The 15,172-nt window shown below is 39.5% G+C and carries 13 protein-coding genes, 2 tRNA genes and 1 riboswitch; of the genes, 7 read left to right on the top strand and 8 right to left on the bottom strand.

Annotated elements, in window-relative coordinates:
• Positions 1 to 6: 6 nt before the first annotated feature.
• Positions 7 to 1,965: a sialate O-acetylesterase gene (locus GSQ74_RS05915; RefSeq protein ID WP_158991028.1), complete on the bottom strand. Its 1,959-nt coding sequence runs from the start codon at positions 1,963 to 1,965 to the stop codon at positions 7 to 9.
• Between the two features lie 183 nt (positions 1,966 to 2,148).
• Positions 2,149 to 2,790, bottom strand: coding sequence for a FadR/GntR family transcriptional regulator (locus GSQ74_RS05910; protein ID WP_158991027.1), 642 nt, complete (start codon positions 2,788 to 2,790; stop codon positions 2,149 to 2,151).
• A 294-nt stretch (positions 2,791 to 3,084) separates the two neighbouring features.
• Between GSQ74_RS05910 and GSQ74_RS05905 the strand changes: the two genes are divergently transcribed.
• The 5 genes from GSQ74_RS05905 (at position 3,085) to GSQ74_RS05885 (ending at position 6,729) form a co-directional block, all read left to right on the top strand.
• Positions 3,085 to 4,266 carry a cupin domain-containing protein gene (locus GSQ74_RS05905; protein ID WP_158991026.1) on the top strand — a complete coding sequence of 394 codons (1,182 nt, stop codon included), beginning with the start codon at positions 3,085 to 3,087 and terminating at the stop codon, positions 4,264 to 4,266.
• Between the two features lie 180 nt (positions 4,267 to 4,446).
• A complete protein-coding gene (locus tag GSQ74_RS05900; protein ID WP_158991025.1) occupies positions 4,447 to 4,806 on the top strand; it encodes a hypothetical protein in 360 nt (119 codons plus the stop codon).
• 298 nt (positions 4,807 to 5,104) lie between these two features.
• Positions 5,105 to 5,175 (top strand) — tRNA-Cys (locus GSQ74_RS05895).
• A 165-nt stretch (positions 5,176 to 5,340) separates the two neighbouring features.
• Positions 5,341 to 5,412, top strand: a tRNA-Cys gene (locus GSQ74_RS05890).
• 30 nt (positions 5,413 to 5,442) lie between these two features.
• Positions 5,443 to 6,729 carry a DUF4010 domain-containing protein gene (locus GSQ74_RS05885; protein ID WP_158991022.1) on the top strand — a complete coding sequence of 429 codons (1,287 nt, stop codon included), beginning with the start codon at positions 5,443 to 5,445 and terminating at the stop codon, positions 6,727 to 6,729.
• On the opposite strand, the gene GSQ74_RS05880 is transcribed toward GSQ74_RS05885, so the two are convergent.
• Positions 6,679 to 7,794 carry a cysteine desulfurase family protein gene (locus GSQ74_RS05880; protein ID WP_158991020.1) on the bottom strand — a complete coding sequence of 372 codons (1,116 nt, stop codon included), beginning with the start codon at positions 7,792 to 7,794 and terminating at the stop codon, positions 6,679 to 6,681. The genes GSQ74_RS05885 and GSQ74_RS05880 overlap by 51 nt on opposite strands.
• Positions 7,795 to 7,877: 83 nt before the next feature.
• Positions 7,878 to 7,978: riboswitch (SAM riboswitch) on the bottom strand.
• Between the two features lie 226 nt (positions 7,979 to 8,204).
• Here GSQ74_RS05880 and GSQ74_RS05875 point away from each other — a divergent pair.
• Positions 8,205 to 8,417: a hypothetical protein gene (locus tag GSQ74_RS05875; protein WP_158991018.1), complete on the top strand. Its 213-nt coding sequence runs from the start codon at positions 8,205 to 8,207 to the stop codon at positions 8,415 to 8,417.
• A gap of 398 nt (positions 8,418 to 8,815) precedes the next feature.
• Here GSQ74_RS05875 and GSQ74_RS05870 read toward each other — a convergent pair whose 3' ends face one another.
• A complete protein-coding gene (locus GSQ74_RS05870) occupies positions 8,816 to 9,049 on the bottom strand; it encodes a hypothetical protein (protein ID WP_158991016.1) in 234 nt (77 codons plus the stop codon).
• 264 nt (positions 9,050 to 9,313) lie between these two features.
• On the opposite strand from GSQ74_RS05870, the gene GSQ74_RS05865 reads away from it, so the two are divergent.
• Positions 9,314 to 9,835 (top strand): hypothetical protein, encoded by a 522-nt coding sequence (locus GSQ74_RS05865; protein ID WP_158991014.1) that lies wholly within the window; start codon positions 9,314 to 9,316, stop codon positions 9,833 to 9,835.
• 91 nt (positions 9,836 to 9,926) lie between these two features.
• On the opposite strand, the gene GSQ74_RS05860 is transcribed toward GSQ74_RS05865, so the two are convergent.
• From GSQ74_RS05860 to GSQ74_RS05845, 4 genes are all read right to left on the bottom strand, one after another.
• Complete coding sequence (locus tag GSQ74_RS05860) at positions 9,927 to 11,228, bottom strand: hypothetical protein (protein WP_254060818.1); 1,302 nt, start codon at positions 11,226 to 11,228, stop codon at positions 9,927 to 9,929.
• Positions 11,229 to 11,389: 161 nt separating this feature from the next.
• Positions 11,390 to 11,749 (bottom strand): hypothetical protein, encoded by a 360-nt coding sequence (locus tag GSQ74_RS05855; protein ID WP_158991012.1) that lies wholly within the window; start codon positions 11,747 to 11,749, stop codon positions 11,390 to 11,392.
• A gap of 24 nt (positions 11,750 to 11,773) precedes the next feature.
• Entirely contained in the window at positions 11,774 to 13,849 is a 2,076-nt protein-coding gene (locus tag GSQ74_RS05850; protein WP_158991010.1) for an acylase, read from the bottom strand.
• 83 nt (positions 13,850 to 13,932) lie between these two features.
• Positions 13,933 to 15,108: an AraC family transcriptional regulator gene (locus GSQ74_RS05845; protein WP_158991008.1), complete on the bottom strand. Its 1,176-nt coding sequence runs from the start codon at positions 15,106 to 15,108 to the stop codon at positions 13,933 to 13,935.
• Positions 15,109 to 15,172: the final 64 nt, after the last annotated feature.

Raw genomic sequence — 15,172 nt, 5'->3', positions numbered from 1 at the left:
GTTATCTTATTGATCTGGGTCTGTAGAAAATGGTGATGCTGGCAATCCATCAACATTGTATAAGTTGGCGCCTTCGGGATTATCGGCCCAGGCGTATCGTACATACAAAGGGTGACTAACGGCATCGCCCCAAACAATTACCTGGTTGTTTTTAATGATGGCGTGCGCCCAAACATATTTTTTGTCGGCCCCCGCAATGGCAAATTGCGTTAACTCATTGCCGTTATTTATTTTTAACCCGTGACCCACACTGGTAAAACTGATGATGATTTTATTGTCCTCTATTTTAGCGGATTTATAAATGGGCCCAGAGCTCACTATAGCCGTATCGCCGTAGGCTAAATGCTCCGCAGCTAATGCCAGTCTATCGCCTACATCTTTTTTATCTAAAGGATGTATATCGTTCCATTCGCCAAGCCCGATGTTAACTGTCATTGCCGTATTGGGCATTGATAACGCGTGTAGTTGAGCTTGCCTTAATTCGGCCCAATGACTTTCCGACGGTGAGTATTGCACTTCCATAAAATTAGGCAGCTGCACGTAAATGAATGGAATATTACCTTCATTCCATTTTTTGCGCCAGTCGGCGATAAGTGCAAGTAATAATTTCTTGTAATCATTAGGCTTGTCGGTATTTGATTCACCCTGGTACCATACTATGCCTTTTATTTTATAAGGAATAACCGGTGCAACCATGGTGTTATAAAGTCCCGCAGGCTCATTTTGCGCTACAAAAGGCTCATGAGCTGATGGGTTTTTAGGTAGCTCAAACACCTCACCCACCTGGTATTGCCAATCGCCACGAAGATCAATGGTATCTTTTCCAACGCTTAAAAAATAGGGCTTATCCGGCACAAAACCACCTTTGCCAGCGGTATTACTTATTTTTGTGACGATGATGTTTTTGCCTGCTTTTAAAAGGCCTGCAGGTAAGATGTATCTGCGGGGAGGGTATTGGTATGTTGTTGAACCCACTAATACACCATTTACATAAGCATCATCCGCATCAACAATACGTCCCATAAAAAGCTTTGCCGGCTTACCGGCCATGGATGCAGGCAGGTTAATTTCCTTGCGGAACCACACAATACCGTTCAGACCTTTTATGCCCTGATCTGCCCAGTAGCCTGGCAGCCAGAAATGATGCCAGTTTAAAGCTTTATAGGTAGTATCAAACCAAGGCTTTTCGCCGTTTAGCCCTTTATCGCGCAGGTTTATTTGCCTGTTCACTTCTACATCATTTACTCGAGGTTGCTGCTGAAGCTGATGCAGATAAGCAGCATCCTGTAATTGGATAACCCGGGTGTGGTAAGTTGGCAAATCGTTCAATCCGTTGGCGCTTATCCATGCCTGTATCGGTGTGCCACCAACACTGGAATTGATGATGCCGATTGGGATGTGGTATTTATCAAACAATCGCTTTGCGAAAAAATAACTCGCGGCACCAAATTGAAGCACAGTATTAGAATCACAAGCGATCCATTTGCTTTTAGGAAGATCCTCAGCAACCTGACTTACATTGGATATTGTGGGAATAAAAAAGTTCCTGATCTCGGGATAATTCGCTTTCGCTATTTCCTGCGGATATTTCTCTTTAACCCGTTCTATCGGCAACACCATGTTCGATTGTCCGCTGCAAAACCATACATCCCCAACCAGAATATCATGAATGATGATATGATTAGATGCGCTGATGTCCATGGTATAAGGCCCCCCACTTTTCATCGCGCCAATAAATACCGACCATTTGCCATTGGGTAACGTGGTGGTCTTATAGTTTTTTTGATGGAATTTAATGTTGACCTTTTCGCCCGGTGATGCCCATCCCCAGATGTTTAGTTTGGTATCCCGCTGCAAAACCATGCCATCACTAACCAATTGCGGCAAGCGCACCTGCGCCAGTGATAATTGGTTAATGCATAAAACTATGCCTATTAAAAACAGTTGTTTAACATCGATTTTCATTCAGAGTAATTTATGACGGTTACCTACTGTGGTTATAATGGTATACCCGGCAAATATCAATAAAAATATTAGAAATGCAATCGATTGCAGTAAATTACAAATAGGTGATAATTATTTTACGATTTGTACAAGTTCCGGAAACTGGGAGATAACTATTTCAAATTATTAGATCGCTTACACAACTTAGTAATTATTATCCAAAATCTTTTGGAGCACGGCCTGCGACTGGTTAACCTTTCCGCTTTTGATTGCTTTATACAATTGCTCGTGAAGATGGTGGTTCATCGCGAAGTGACTAATACCCTGTACCTCTCTCGCAGAAAAAAAGCTACGAAGAATAAGCGTAAAACTATAATATAACTCAGACAACACCGTGTTGCCTGCAGCATGGGCAATAGCCATGTGAAATTTAATATCAGCATCCGCGGTTTCCTGGGGATTTTCCGCATGTATAGCGACTTTACGTTGCTCCAGCGCCTCTTCAATCTCAATTATTTGAGCTTGGGTGTGGTTTAGCGTAGCCAGCTTCACAATTTCTTTCTCCAGCAAAGCCCGCACTGAATTTATTTCATCAAAGTCAGCCCGGCGTAAACGCTGTTCAATGCTGACATCCTGAATATTGGTGTTAACAAATGTGCCGGAGCCTTGCTGCACCTGAAGAATACCCGACATAGCCAATGTTTTTACGGCCTCCCTTATGGTTGAGCGGCCAACGGTATATAATTTCATCAGTTCAGGCTCGGCAGGTATTTTTTCACCTGCTTTAAATTTCCCTGTATTGATATCCTCCTTTATCCGGCTGACTATTTTATCGTAAAGTTTCATAAGCTGCCTTATATGTATGCAATACCAAACATACGATGTTTTATGTTCAGGCACAAAAACTCAATTCAAAAACATTTCTACATCTATAATACTTTTTGAATTCATCCCATAATAAAACTACACTGATTCTGTCATTTCAATCCTAAAATCCTATTATTAACTCTATTTTAACATTCAGATTAAAGCAAGATTAGAATTTACAATTTCATCATATGATTTAATAAAACATATGATGTTTAATTTTTATTTTCAAACTTTGTTCTCTACGTTTGCTTTATATTAAATCAAAAAATCATGGAAAACTCAAGACGCAAGTTTCTCACAACAGCATCCTTATCCTCAATAGGCTTGGTTGCAGCAGCAGCCAGCATTGGCACCTTCATACCCGAAAATCTAAAAGCAAAGGGCTTATCTCCTGCTCTGGCTAAAAAAACAATCGCGAAAGTGCAGGAACCACTGGAAGATTTTGTTTATGATATTGAGAATGGAAGCACTGGCTATAAAAGTGAGGGCGGTTCAGCAAAAGAGGCTACTGTTGAAGAGTTTCCAGTTTCTCAGAGCATAGCGGGTGTATCGATGTATTTACAACCGGGCGCGTTTCGTGAGATGCACTGGCATTCTATCGCTGCTGAATGGGCTTATATTTTGGACGGCCAAGTACGCACGACCGTCATTATCCCCGACGGCACCACCTCAACCGATGATTTTGAAAAAGGTGATATCTGGTATTTCCCAAAAGGACATGGGCATATGCTACAATGCCTTGGAGATAAACCATGTCATTTTTTATTAGGTTTTGACAATGGTCACTTCTCTGAATTCGGTACCTTTAGTATTACGGATTGGGTGAGTCATATTTCTCCGGATATTATGGCCCGCAACACCGGATTACCGGCCAGCCTTTTTGCTAATCTGCCTAAAAAGGAATTGTATATTGGTGTTGGCAAAATTGCTGTAGAACCAAGGCCAAAAAACATTAACCCGGCTATTCCTTACAGTAATTCTTCGCATAAGTTCCGCATGGCTAAAGACGGGGTTTACCAACAATTCAAAGGTGGATCGGTAAAACTAGTTTCTTCTTTGGAATTCCCTATACAGCAAACCATAACTTCTATGTTAATGGAAATTGAACCGGGAGCAATGCGGGAGCTGCACTGGCACCCTAATGCCGACGAGTGGCAATATGTAATGGAAGGAAAAGGAGAGGTAAGCATTTTTGGTTCGCACGGGCGTGTAAAAACAATGCCTTACAGTAAAGGGATGGTTGCCTTTATAAAGCAGGGCTATGGCCATTATATTGAAAACACCGGGACAGAAACTTTAAAATTGATCGTACTATTTAACAGTCCTATTTATCAGGAACTATCGTTGAACGACTGGATGACTTCAAATCCACCTCAATTAATAGCTGATCATTTTGGAATGACGCTCGAGCAGGCAAATTCGCTTATCAACCATAAAAACGGTATATATTAATTTTAATAGTTCAGCCTATATCAAGGCTATGCTATTACATTCGAACGAATAGAAAAATTAGCAAGCCTTCGATTTAAAAATTGAGGGCTTGCCTGCGTTTAATAGCAAAATAATATTGGTTAAAAACTCTCATAACGATTTATTTAAAAACAATTAAACGTCAATATCTATTGATTAGGAATGATAACAGTGATCGGAATATTTAAAGATTTCAATTTGGCCGAAGATGCGAGTTTGTACCTCCTAGCCAACGATTTTGAAAATGCGAATATAGATCTGCATTTAGTTGGTAAAGACGAAAAAGTGGCGGATTTTTTCAAACATCTTTTTGAAGATAAAGCAGAAGCCAAAGCACACGTTGTTGCTGCACAAAATGGCACTATTCTTACTGTTCATGCTCTATCCATTCGGGAAGCACAGGAAGCAGCAGATGTGCTAAATAACTACGGTGCTGTTGATGTAAGCATCCCCGGCAATAAAGAAACACTAAGCAGAATTGTGGAACAAGCGGTGAATGAAAATATAAGGTTGAGAGGATAATTATTTAACCTGGGCTATCAATGAATCACTTGAATTATTAACCTGCCATTATAGAATTTCTATTGGCCATCCCATCAAAAAATAAAAAGTAAAATAAATTTTGAGTTAATAATTTAATCTCTACATTTGCAATGTCTATAAAATTGGTAGACATTAATTAAATGATCCAACACAGCAAAATAAACACCGCGATCTCAATCCGAATATCCTTTAGTCCGAAGGGTATGTATAGCTGTTGTTGTTGTTAAATTTTACCTGCATAATTAATTAGCTTATTGCTATAAGTAGTATTTTATTAGGTCAGATGGCCGAGCGGTTAGGCACAGGTCTGCAAAACCTGATACAGCGGTTCAAATCCGCTTCTGACCTCAATTATCTAAGTGGAAATAGATAATTAGTTGATTTATAGTTTTTTTTAGTTTGGTTATTCAGCAAGAACAGTGGAAGGAGCATAAATTGCTGCTGCCATTTACAGCTCCTCCCCTGTTTTTCTGAATTATTTTTTAATAAAAACCCTAAACTTTTAAACAATAAGGCGGAGTGGCCGAGTGGTTAGGCGGGAGTCTGCAAAACTTCTTACAACGGTTCGAACCCGTTCTCACGCCTCATTTAAGTTGAAAATGCTTAAATTTGTAAATGAGCCCTGATTTTCTTCATTATCCGGCAGCTCCTGTTGCGTTAAAGATGGCTGTATCGGTTGGTATAGGCATGCTTGTTGGGATGGAGCGAAAATGGTCGCACAAAGAAGCCGGCATCCGTACGTTTGCTATTGTTGCTTTGTTAGGCACATTATCAGCCTTAATTGGTACTGAGTTTATTATTACTGCGATGGTAGGTGTTTTTCTGCTGGTAATAGGCATGAATACCCGCAGTTTAATTGTCGAAGAAACACTTGAGATCACAACATCAGCGGCATTAATTGTAAACTTTATATTAGGTGCTTTAGTAGGGCTTGGGCACATGTTCACTCCTGTGGCCGGAGCCATCATCATGACCATGCTATTAGCCTGGAAAACGGAGCTTAATCGTTTCGCAGGCGGGCTTCAACCCTCAGAGATCCGAAGCGCTATTTTATTGGGATTGATTGGCTTTGTAATTTATCCCATTTTACCGAACAGGTATATTGATCCCTGGCAATTATTTAACCCAAGTGACGCCTGGATCAGCATCATCGCGATAGCTGGAATTGGCTTTGTTAACTACGTTTGCCTACGGATATTTAGTACCAGTGGACTTTATCTGGGTGCTATTTTCGGTGGATTGGTGAATAGCAGCGCTACCGTTGCGGAGGTTAGTTCAAGGGCGCAATCGTCAAATTTGTCATCAAAAATGACATCCCTTTGCCTGCTTACCACAATAGCCATGTTTGCACGGAACCTGATTATTGCTACAATTTTTGTACCGGCATCATTAAGCGCTACGCTAATCCCACTCGCTGCCATGTCATTGGTTGCATTCTTTTTTATTATTAGAGATAAGGTTTTGGAAGGTAAGCTAACCAGCAATGACGCCCCTTTAGCTTTAGATTCACCCATATCTATCAAGAAGGTTTTAGGCTTCGGTAGCTTATTTATTTTAATAGCCATCGGCGGCACTTTGCTCAACCGTTTTTTTGGCAGTTATGGATTGCTGGCAACCGGCTTATTTGGCGGGTTGGTAAGTAGCGCCAGTACTACAGCAGCCGCGGCAACTATGGCCATGCACGGAAAGATCACGGCTTCCCTTGCCGGAAATGTTGCTATTATTTCGTCTTTGGCAAGCGCGGTCATTAATCTACCTCTTGTTTGGAGAAACATTAAGGATAAAGCCGTGATCAGAAAACTAACGATAGAACTATCGGTAGTTATCGGAATTGGCATTGCTTGTGTTGTTTTAGATCGAATATTCAACTTCTCTGATTTTATTATTAGTCACCTTAAATAACTTATACAATATATCAGCGGTGTAATCTATTTCTTCCGCAGTATTAAACTTACTGAACGAAAAGCGGACGGTATCTTTTAATCTATCACTTTTTATAGCCTGAAGCACATGCGATGCAGACCCAGTTGAACATGCGCTGCCGCCTGATACGGAAATATTATTTTGATCAAGCAAAGCCAAAAGATCAATACCGGTTGAAGGAAAATTCACACTCAACACCGTGTAAAGGCTATCTTCAGTAGCCGACGTACTGTTAAATGTGATACCAGGTAGATTTTTCAACCTTTCAACAAGCCGACTTTTTAAGCCTTGGATATGTTGCTTATGTTCATCTATACCCCGACAGGCAATCTCAAAAGCTTTAGCAAGGCCGATGATACCGGCAATATTTTCCGTCCCGGCACGCAATTTTCGCTCCTGCGAACCGCCATGTAATAACTGTGATAAATTTGTGCCCTTACGACAATACAAAAATCCCACTCCCTTTGGACCATGAAATTTATGGGCCGAACAGGTAATATAATGAGCCTTTAATTTTTGCAGATCGTGGCGATAGTGTGCAATGGTTTGTACCGTATCGCTGTGAAAAATCGCACCGTAGCTTTCACACAACCTGCCGATAGCCTCAATATCATTAACAACCCCAATTTCATTATTGGCATGCATGATGGACACGAAAGACGGCACACCATCACTAAGTAAAAGTTTCAGTTCTGTCAGGTTGATTTCGCCTTTATTGTTTACAGATAGATAATGTGGTTTGTTTAATGCATGCAATACCGCATGGTGTTCTAAAGGTGTTGTGATAATCCTTCTGCCTTCGGCTGATATTAAAGCGGTATTATCGGCTTCGGTACCTCCTCCGGTAAAAATAATTTCGGATGGATCAGCATTAATCAGGCTTGCTATAGTATTTCTTGCTTGTTCAATAGCCCGTTTAGCCTCGCGGCCATGAGCATGATGCGAAGAGGCATTGCCGTAATGCTCTAATAAATATGGAGTCATTGCGCTAAATACTTCAGAGTCGAGTTGTGTAGTTGCTGCGTTGTCGAGATAGATTTTCATGTTGCTGTGCTTTAAATTAAATAAAATACTTACCACAGCGAAGCAGGAGAAATACCCATTATTAGGATATTAAATCTATCATCATCTTATCTTTCTTCGCAAGCGAAGCAGGATTTAGCACCTTGTAAGGTTACAGGTTGCTAAGACGTCATCGGGCCTTTCCCTCTGTCTTTCTGGATAAGTATTAAAGAACTATTATGATGCAAATATATCAATAAACTACTAGTTCCATAGAAATTATATTTATTTTTTGAAAACATGGGTTACCTTTTTAATTTTGAAGTATTAACTACTAAAACAGGGCAATTAAAAATGGGAATACAGGCTGTGCAGGGGACGTTTTTTTAAAGCCAACAACGATAAATAAGAAATAATTAATCACAATTTATATACACAAAAAACAAAAAAACATGAAAAATTCAATCAAAGTTAGCGTTTTAGCTATCGCTATCGCTTGTTCATTTGCAGCTTGCAAAAGCAAATCATCAACTGCTGCTGCAGATTCTTTAAAAGCTGCTGACTCAGCTAAATCTGCTGATTCAGCTAAACTTAAAACTGATAGCACTAAAGTTGACAGCGCTAAAGTTGATACTGCAAAGAAAGATACCACTAAGAAGAAATAATTAATTTTTTTTAGTGATTTTTAGTTTTTAAAAGGCTCAAAGGTCAATCATTATTTTTTTAAAATCGTGAATTGGCTTTTGGGTTTTTTATTTTATATCTCAAGCCGCTCTCGTTATTCTAATGCTTTTTCAAGCATCCCCCAGCAGTCGATAAGAACTTGTTTTTTGAAAAGAAGCTGATTAAACAAGGCGAAAGGTAGTGTATACTTTTGACCTGGACGGAAAGAGATTTGAGTTATCCCGAACAAACGGAAAACAGATATTGGATAGCGGCGACTGTTATTTAATGGTCGGCTCACAAAAAGTAAAATTGAGGTAATAGATTAAGTAAAATCTACCATGAGTATTGTTTTATCAATACATAGAAAGCCTTTAATCGAAAGATTAGCTGCTTTTTGCTACATCCTTAAACGCAAGGAAACTGACCGGCCTAAAGCCTGTATCAACTCCGAATCCAATTCCTGAGCGCCTTCTTTCTGTTTCCAAACCAGTTTTATATCTCTTACAATACCGATTTTTTCACCGTTGAGTAATAGCTCAATTTCAGTAGTATTATGATTTATATGTTTACTATCAATTATTTGGTAAACGTAATCATTGTCTTTAAAAGTTATTCTTAACGGTAATCCCATTCGCGTAATCCTCCGCCGTAAAGATATAAGTTCAAAGCTTATGACAATGGAGTATTGAAAATATATTCTACTTATTTCGTTTAACTGCCTTAAAATATTTCAGTATAGCAAATATTTAATCTATACTATATTTTCATTTACTTATTGATTTTTATCATTTTGACAATTAACAATATTAAGATGCCTAATTTGACATTAACAACCTAAACTAATCATTAGCCAGCGGCTACTACCAATTAAACCATAACCTAAAATTAATTCATTATGAAAACTAACAAAAAAGTAATCCAGATTAAATTCATCGTTTTATTAGTTACCTTGTTTGTATTGATATTTAATATTAGTTCAGCAAACAATAGTCTAAAATCAGGCAAAATCAATAGCATCGACAGTAAAACAGTACTCGCTTCCGCTAAGTTACCCAATGCATCTGCGTACAATCCTTTGTGGTATATCCCATTCACTAACCCCACCATTACTTATACTTTTGAGGTTTCGGCTGAACATTGGGTTACAACCCTGTTTACCATATCCGTAAATGGTGTAAGTATTTCGGGTACTGAAAGTGTGATATCAGGCTCCCCTGTTTATGTATACGACTTTAACCCTGTTTCAAATGGCTCAACAGTAGTGGTAGATGTAACAGGCGGAGCAATGCCGGGACAACCTATTGTGCTGGAAGGACCATTCGCGGCAATACAGGGGGTAGTTAGTGGCAGCACTATTACATTTTCAGACGTGCCGCTAAATAATGGCTACGATTCATGCGGTCTGATCTTCAACTAAGTTTAATAACAAAGTAAAGCCGCTTAAGTAATAGATGCCTTTAATCTTTCAATTAAAGGCATCTTATTGAAGGCAGTATTGATTGGATCAATTAAAACGCCTCATTCAAATTCAGGAAGAAGCCTCTATTGCCAAATCTGCCGAAAGCATAATCAAGAGCCAGGTTAGTTCTGGTTGCTTTGTTAAACAACACCCTTAAACCGGCACCATAACCCGGTTGAAATACCTGGAAAATTTTTGTGCCTTGCTCATCGTTACCGGTTTGCGCGCTAACAAAGGTAACGCCGCTTATAAATTTGTTCGCTAAAATAGGGAAGCGATATTCTAATTCGGTATCATTAAACTGTGTGCCTTTAAAGTATTGGGTAGTATATCCTCTTCCGCTCCTAAAAGTTATATCCCTTGCGGTGCCGGGCAATTCCAGGTAAGGAATATTACCGCTTATAAGATATGAACCCCAGTTCCAAAAAGCCAGCACTTCTTCAGGGTTGCTATCAGAAAGACTAAAGTATTTCCTGAAATCAGAGTTTAATTGTACCTCGTTTTTGGTACTGCCTATCCAGGTTTGGTTAATGCGCAGGCCCAAATCGGCGTAAATACCTTTGTAGGCACGATTAGGGTTATCACGAGAGATATATTCTGCATCAAATAAAAATCCATTTGATGAATAATGATCTTGAGGGAACCCATGCTGGTTATTATATACGCTGGATGGCGTAGCATTATTCACGGTATCCTTATTTGTGATATTACGCCTGATAGCAAAATCAAGTCCCGCGCCTAAAAATAAATTTTTCGCCACATTCTTGTATACTTTTTCTCTAATATCGTAATACATGGAGTGTACGGAGTAAGCTTTGTGTTCCGGATCGGCAAGTATATCATCTGCTGCACTACCTCCTGTAATACCACGGCCTATCCCTAAGCCATAATCAGGTATTACCGTTTTTGCAATGACAAGGTTACCCTGAAAATTCCATTTATTGCCGGGGGTAAATATGTTATGATTTACGTAAAAATAAATGATCCCTTTACTGGTAATCGAAGCTGATGTAGCAGCAACCGATAAATAGGTATTAGGGTCATTACCTAATCTTCGGCCTGCTACGGCTTTAATGCCAAGCTGTTCGCCAATGGTAGGATTAGCAGCAACATTAGGCACTACTATAATACCCGAACTTTTTTTAAGGGTATCAGCTTTTTTGTGCGGATGAATGACATTCCGGGTAAGATCGCCAAAATCATACTGTTTATTAATATTGTTGGCTATTTGCATTTTTTTGATGCTCTTAGCATGTGCCGAGTCGGCCTTGATCGAATCCCTTGTTTCCTGAATCTGGCCATAAGCCAAGCCCTGCATACTGACAAACAGCACGAAAAAAGTAAATTTCAATAAAGGAAATCTTTTACAAGACAGCCTGTGCTGTACTGCTTTGGTATAAATGTTCAAATTCAAATGATATTAGCTGTAATAAATCATTTGTTAAACTCACAGACTAGCTAAATGTTTGCCTGCTAATGTATATACACCAGCAGGCTCTTAAAGATTGGCCTTTACTGGCTAATTTTTATTAGTCTGTCTGTGCCCCTAACCAATATACCAGTTACCTTTTTATCCGTGTCCCGAAGAAACTTTACCGACCAGTCATAGCCAATGACGATGAAATCATCGTCGTGTAAACGTTTAAACTGTACTTTGTTTCCATCCCATAACTGTGTTCCCACCAAATCGCCATTAACAACGTCAATATGAATATAAACCTCACGGTCGCTAAATTTATACTTTCCTATGTAGTTAGCCAATGAATCATTTTGGGTTAAACAATATTTGTTATTGGCTAATTTTATGTTTGCAGCGTTGCATAGTGATTGTGTTAAAACAATCAGGGTAAATGCGATTAAGTATCTTTTCATATTTATTGATATTAATTGAGTTTGTTATTTACTACTGATAAAGGTTTGCCCCTGTTTAATTTCGGTATAAGCTATGTGCCCCTTGAGTTGTTCGGGATAAAACCAGGCATCACGGAGTTTTTTCTCCGAAAATAGTTTTAGCTGATCGCCATTATGCGGCGAATTTGCCTGCGATGAATTACCATAGCCTAATAACACTTTAGCTTTAACCCGCTTACCGAACTCGACTATAGTTACCCACGAATCCCCCGAAACAACATTAGCCGTTTTTCCTAAAACCTGTGGATTAGCTACCCTGAATACGCCGAGCGCACTCTCAGTCCCGTTCGCGGGCAAATCAATACCATTTCTGTTTAATCTACTGAATGTTCCCCACGGAACGGCAAGATCGCCATAAACACTTTTAACCTGCAAGGCTGCATGTTCAAGCAATCCCTCACAACATTTCACGTCCCGTAAACCCATAGGGGTTGTATTAGGTTGATCGTGATTCCACATAACCCTGTAATTATAGTCATTAAAAGGATGGAACGCCATTGCCCAGGCATAAAACAGTACCATTCCTTTGCTGTCGTTCTCAGCATTCCGATCCCATTTACTTAGCACCTGTTTTGCCTCCTGCAATATGGGCGATGATGTTCTATCAATTCCGCCAAGCAAATCACCTAATACCCGGTCAGCAAGTTCAACGTGGGTTGATAGTTTATAGTCAATAAGGTGTTCAAAAGTAATTGAGCTATCAGCCAAAATCATATTCGCAGCACGTTGCGGGCGTAATTCCATTCTATCCGGTGCTATATAGTCTGGATAATCTTTTTGATTCAACTCCCTTGGCAAAGTCACTGTCCAAGGCGGGTCATTAGCATTTTGCAGCCAACCCGAAGCCGGATTTTTTAACTTTGGTAATTCATCATATTTTAAATAGCTGCTCCATATTTTTTTGGATGAGTCGCCATCGATAATAGTGTCCCAGTATTCGTAAGGACCATGTGGCCTTTTGGGCACGAGGCCGTTAAATAAATAAAATATATTATGGGCATCATCAGCATATAAAACATTCCAAAACGGGAGTTGCTGCATTTTTAATGCTGATTCAAACTCATTAAAATTCCGGCTGGTAGCCATTTTCCACCATTCGAGCAAAGCGTTAGGGCTGTCTGTACCGGCTACTTTTAATGCCAGCGCTTTGCTTTTGCCCATTTTCATCACATTACCAAATGCAGAATTATAAAATTTAACTGGTTTAGCTAAAATCTTTCCATCGGCTTGCTTTACCCATACCGTGTCGTTTCGGGTAGTAAACTCATGCTTTTGGCCATCCATCAAATAACCACCATCCTTTAGGGTTAATTCAAAGCTATCGGCATTATCTAAAGTATTGTCAGTATGTGTCCAGCCGAGATGTTGATTAAAACCAATAGCTACTCCCGGGAAACCCACCAAATCCGCACCGTAAACCGCATTGCCATTTAAAGTAAGCTCTGATTCAAAAAAAGTAAATTCACCGCCCCAGGGCAAATGCGGGTTGGCAACAAGCATCGCGTTGTGTGATGCTGATCTTTTAGCACCGATAGCATAGGCATTTGATCCCATATCCTGCCAATCAGGAATAATGCCAAATTCTTTACCACCCGTAAAGCGTAGTACAAATACAAACAGACATTGCAGGTTTACATCATTGGGCGTAATGGGCAAAACTATTTTTTTATCGCTGTCGATAGCTTCGGGATGGGCTTTGGCGTAAGCATTCATACCTGCTATAAATGAGCTTATAATTTGTCTTAGTTCTTGATTTTGAGTTTTACTTTGTAAATGCGCGATGTGCGAAAAGTTCATGCTATGCACCAGCATATCCGACTGTTCATATTTATCGCCCCAATAAGCGGCGGCCTTGCCTCGCGCCGCGCCATATAGTTGAAGTACTAAATTAGCATGCGCCTGCATCTCGGCCCAGCCCTGGGCAAAGAACAGGTCTTTTTCATTATTGGCCATTATGTGGGGTACGCCCCATTCATCCCAATCAATTTTGGCTGATTGCGCATGAGCCTCCTGACAGTAAAATACGGCAAAAAGTAAAAGCAGTGATAAAAGGCGTTTCATTCGGGTTTAGTTTAATGATTTGTACAAATAATTGGCACTGGTTTTTTTGTACAAAAGAGCCTTTTACAATACTACTTGCCTACTCAAATCGGGATTTGAGTAGTATTTACCTGCAAGTCGACTGAAGAAAATCCATTTTGGTATTTACTGGGTGTAGTACCTGTAAACTGTTTAAAACAGCGTTGAAATGTAGCCAGCGAGTTAAAACCACATTCGTAGGCAATAGCGGCTATGGTAAATTTATTGAAGGCTGGGTCCATTAGTTTGATTTTAGCTTCTGCTATGCGATACTCATTCACAAAATCATTAAAGTTTTTGCCGATATGCTGATTTAACAAATTGGATATTAATTTTTCAGGTATATTCAATTTGGCAACCAGTACGTCCAGCTTTAGTTGCGGATCTAAATAAAGTCTGTCTTTTTCCATCAGCGCAACCAGTAACTGATGGTATTTTACCGCCTCATTATCTGAATAATAAACTTTTGCCGGGATGGCATTATATTGCAAAACATCGTCGCCGTACATTTTGGTCTGCCTAAAATAGGTTGACATGCCGACCCAATAAATAAACAGCGTTACTGGTATGTACAAGAAATACGCTATATAACCATTCCAGCCTATTGTGGCTATTAAAACAGTATTAAATGTATAGATTACTACCAGGGCAAAAAAGCCATATAATAGGTTTTTCACCCATTTTAAATCGGCAAGTTTGTATTTTGATAAGCCGCCACCAGCAATTGCCTTGTTAACCATGCGATAACTTAATGTAGAATAAATGACCAATGATAAAAAAGTTGGCAGGTTATCAAATATAGTATGGTTAAATAAAAAGTTTTGCGTTTGCGGAAGGAAATAAAAATCAGTTACCGCCGGGATTGAAAGAATGCCTGTAATATATAGCAAGTAAATTATCTGTGGTTGCATATCCAGCAACACCGGCAAAAATTGGATGTAATCCTTAAAACCTAATTTCCTATCGCCGTAGGTAAGGCTACGTGTATAAAAATAAAGCAGCGGCCCTATAGCTAGTCTTAAAACCAACATTAATGGAATTAGCTCCGAATGTTTTTGCGATAACCCGGAGTATTGAAACTCCATAAACAATGTAGTTTCTGCTACAACCAAAATAAAGTAGGCGATCCATCGGTTACTGCTTATCTTTTTTGATGTATATAATAACAAGGCCGCCAATACCAATCCCTGTAACACCAGGGCAAGTATAAAAAAGTCGGCGAGGCCTAATGAAATCTTCATGTATGAAATTTGATTATAGCTGAATTGATTAGATAACGTATATGGCTGCCCTAATTTAATAATT

Source organism: Mucilaginibacter sp. L196 (assembly GCF_009765905.1).
Classification (GTDB): Bacteria; Bacteroidota; Bacteroidia; order Sphingobacteriales; family Sphingobacteriaceae; genus Mucilaginibacter.
This window is presented reverse-complemented; position numbering and strand designations above follow the sequence as displayed.

Excerpts from the sequence above, each read along its gene's own strand:
- GSQ74_RS05915 (WP_158991028.1), bottom strand. The coding sequence starts at position 1,965 with ATGAAAATCGATGTTAAACAACTGTTTTTAATAGGCATAGTTTTATGC.
- GSQ74_RS05885 (WP_158991022.1), top strand. The coding sequence starts at position 5,443 with ATGAGCCCTGATTTTCTTCATTATCCGGCAGCTCCTGTTGCGTTAAAG.
- GSQ74_RS05865 (WP_158991014.1), top strand. The coding sequence starts at position 9,314 with ATGAAAACTAACAAAAAAGTAATCCAGATTAAATTCATCGTTTTATTA.
- GSQ74_RS05910 (WP_158991027.1), bottom strand. The coding sequence starts at position 2,790 with ATGAAACTTTACGATAAAATAGTCAGCCGGATAAAGGAGGATATCAAT.
- GSQ74_RS05870 (WP_158991016.1), bottom strand. The coding sequence starts at position 9,049 with ATGGGATTACCGTTAAGAATAACTTTTAAAGACAATGATTACGTTTAC.
- GSQ74_RS05845 (WP_158991008.1), bottom strand. The coding sequence starts at position 15,108 with ATGAAGATTTCATTAGGCCTCGCCGACTTTTTTATACTTGCCCTGGTG.
- GSQ74_RS05875 (WP_158991018.1), top strand. The coding sequence starts at position 8,205 with ATGAAAAATTCAATCAAAGTTAGCGTTTTAGCTATCGCTATCGCTTGT.
- GSQ74_RS05900 (WP_158991025.1), top strand. The coding sequence starts at position 4,447 with ATGATAACAGTGATCGGAATATTTAAAGATTTCAATTTGGCCGAAGAT.
- GSQ74_RS05905 (WP_158991026.1), top strand. The coding sequence starts at position 3,085 with ATGGAAAACTCAAGACGCAAGTTTCTCACAACAGCATCCTTATCCTCA.
- GSQ74_RS05855 (WP_158991012.1), bottom strand. The coding sequence starts at position 11,749 with ATGAAAAGATACTTAATCGCATTTACCCTGATTGTTTTAACACAATCA.
- GSQ74_RS05850 (WP_158991010.1), bottom strand. The coding sequence starts at position 13,849 with ATGAAACGCCTTTTATCACTGCTTTTACTTTTTGCCGTATTTTACTGT.
- GSQ74_RS05880 (WP_158991020.1), bottom strand. The coding sequence starts at position 7,794 with ATGAAAATCTATCTCGACAACGCAGCAACTACACAACTCGACTCTGAA.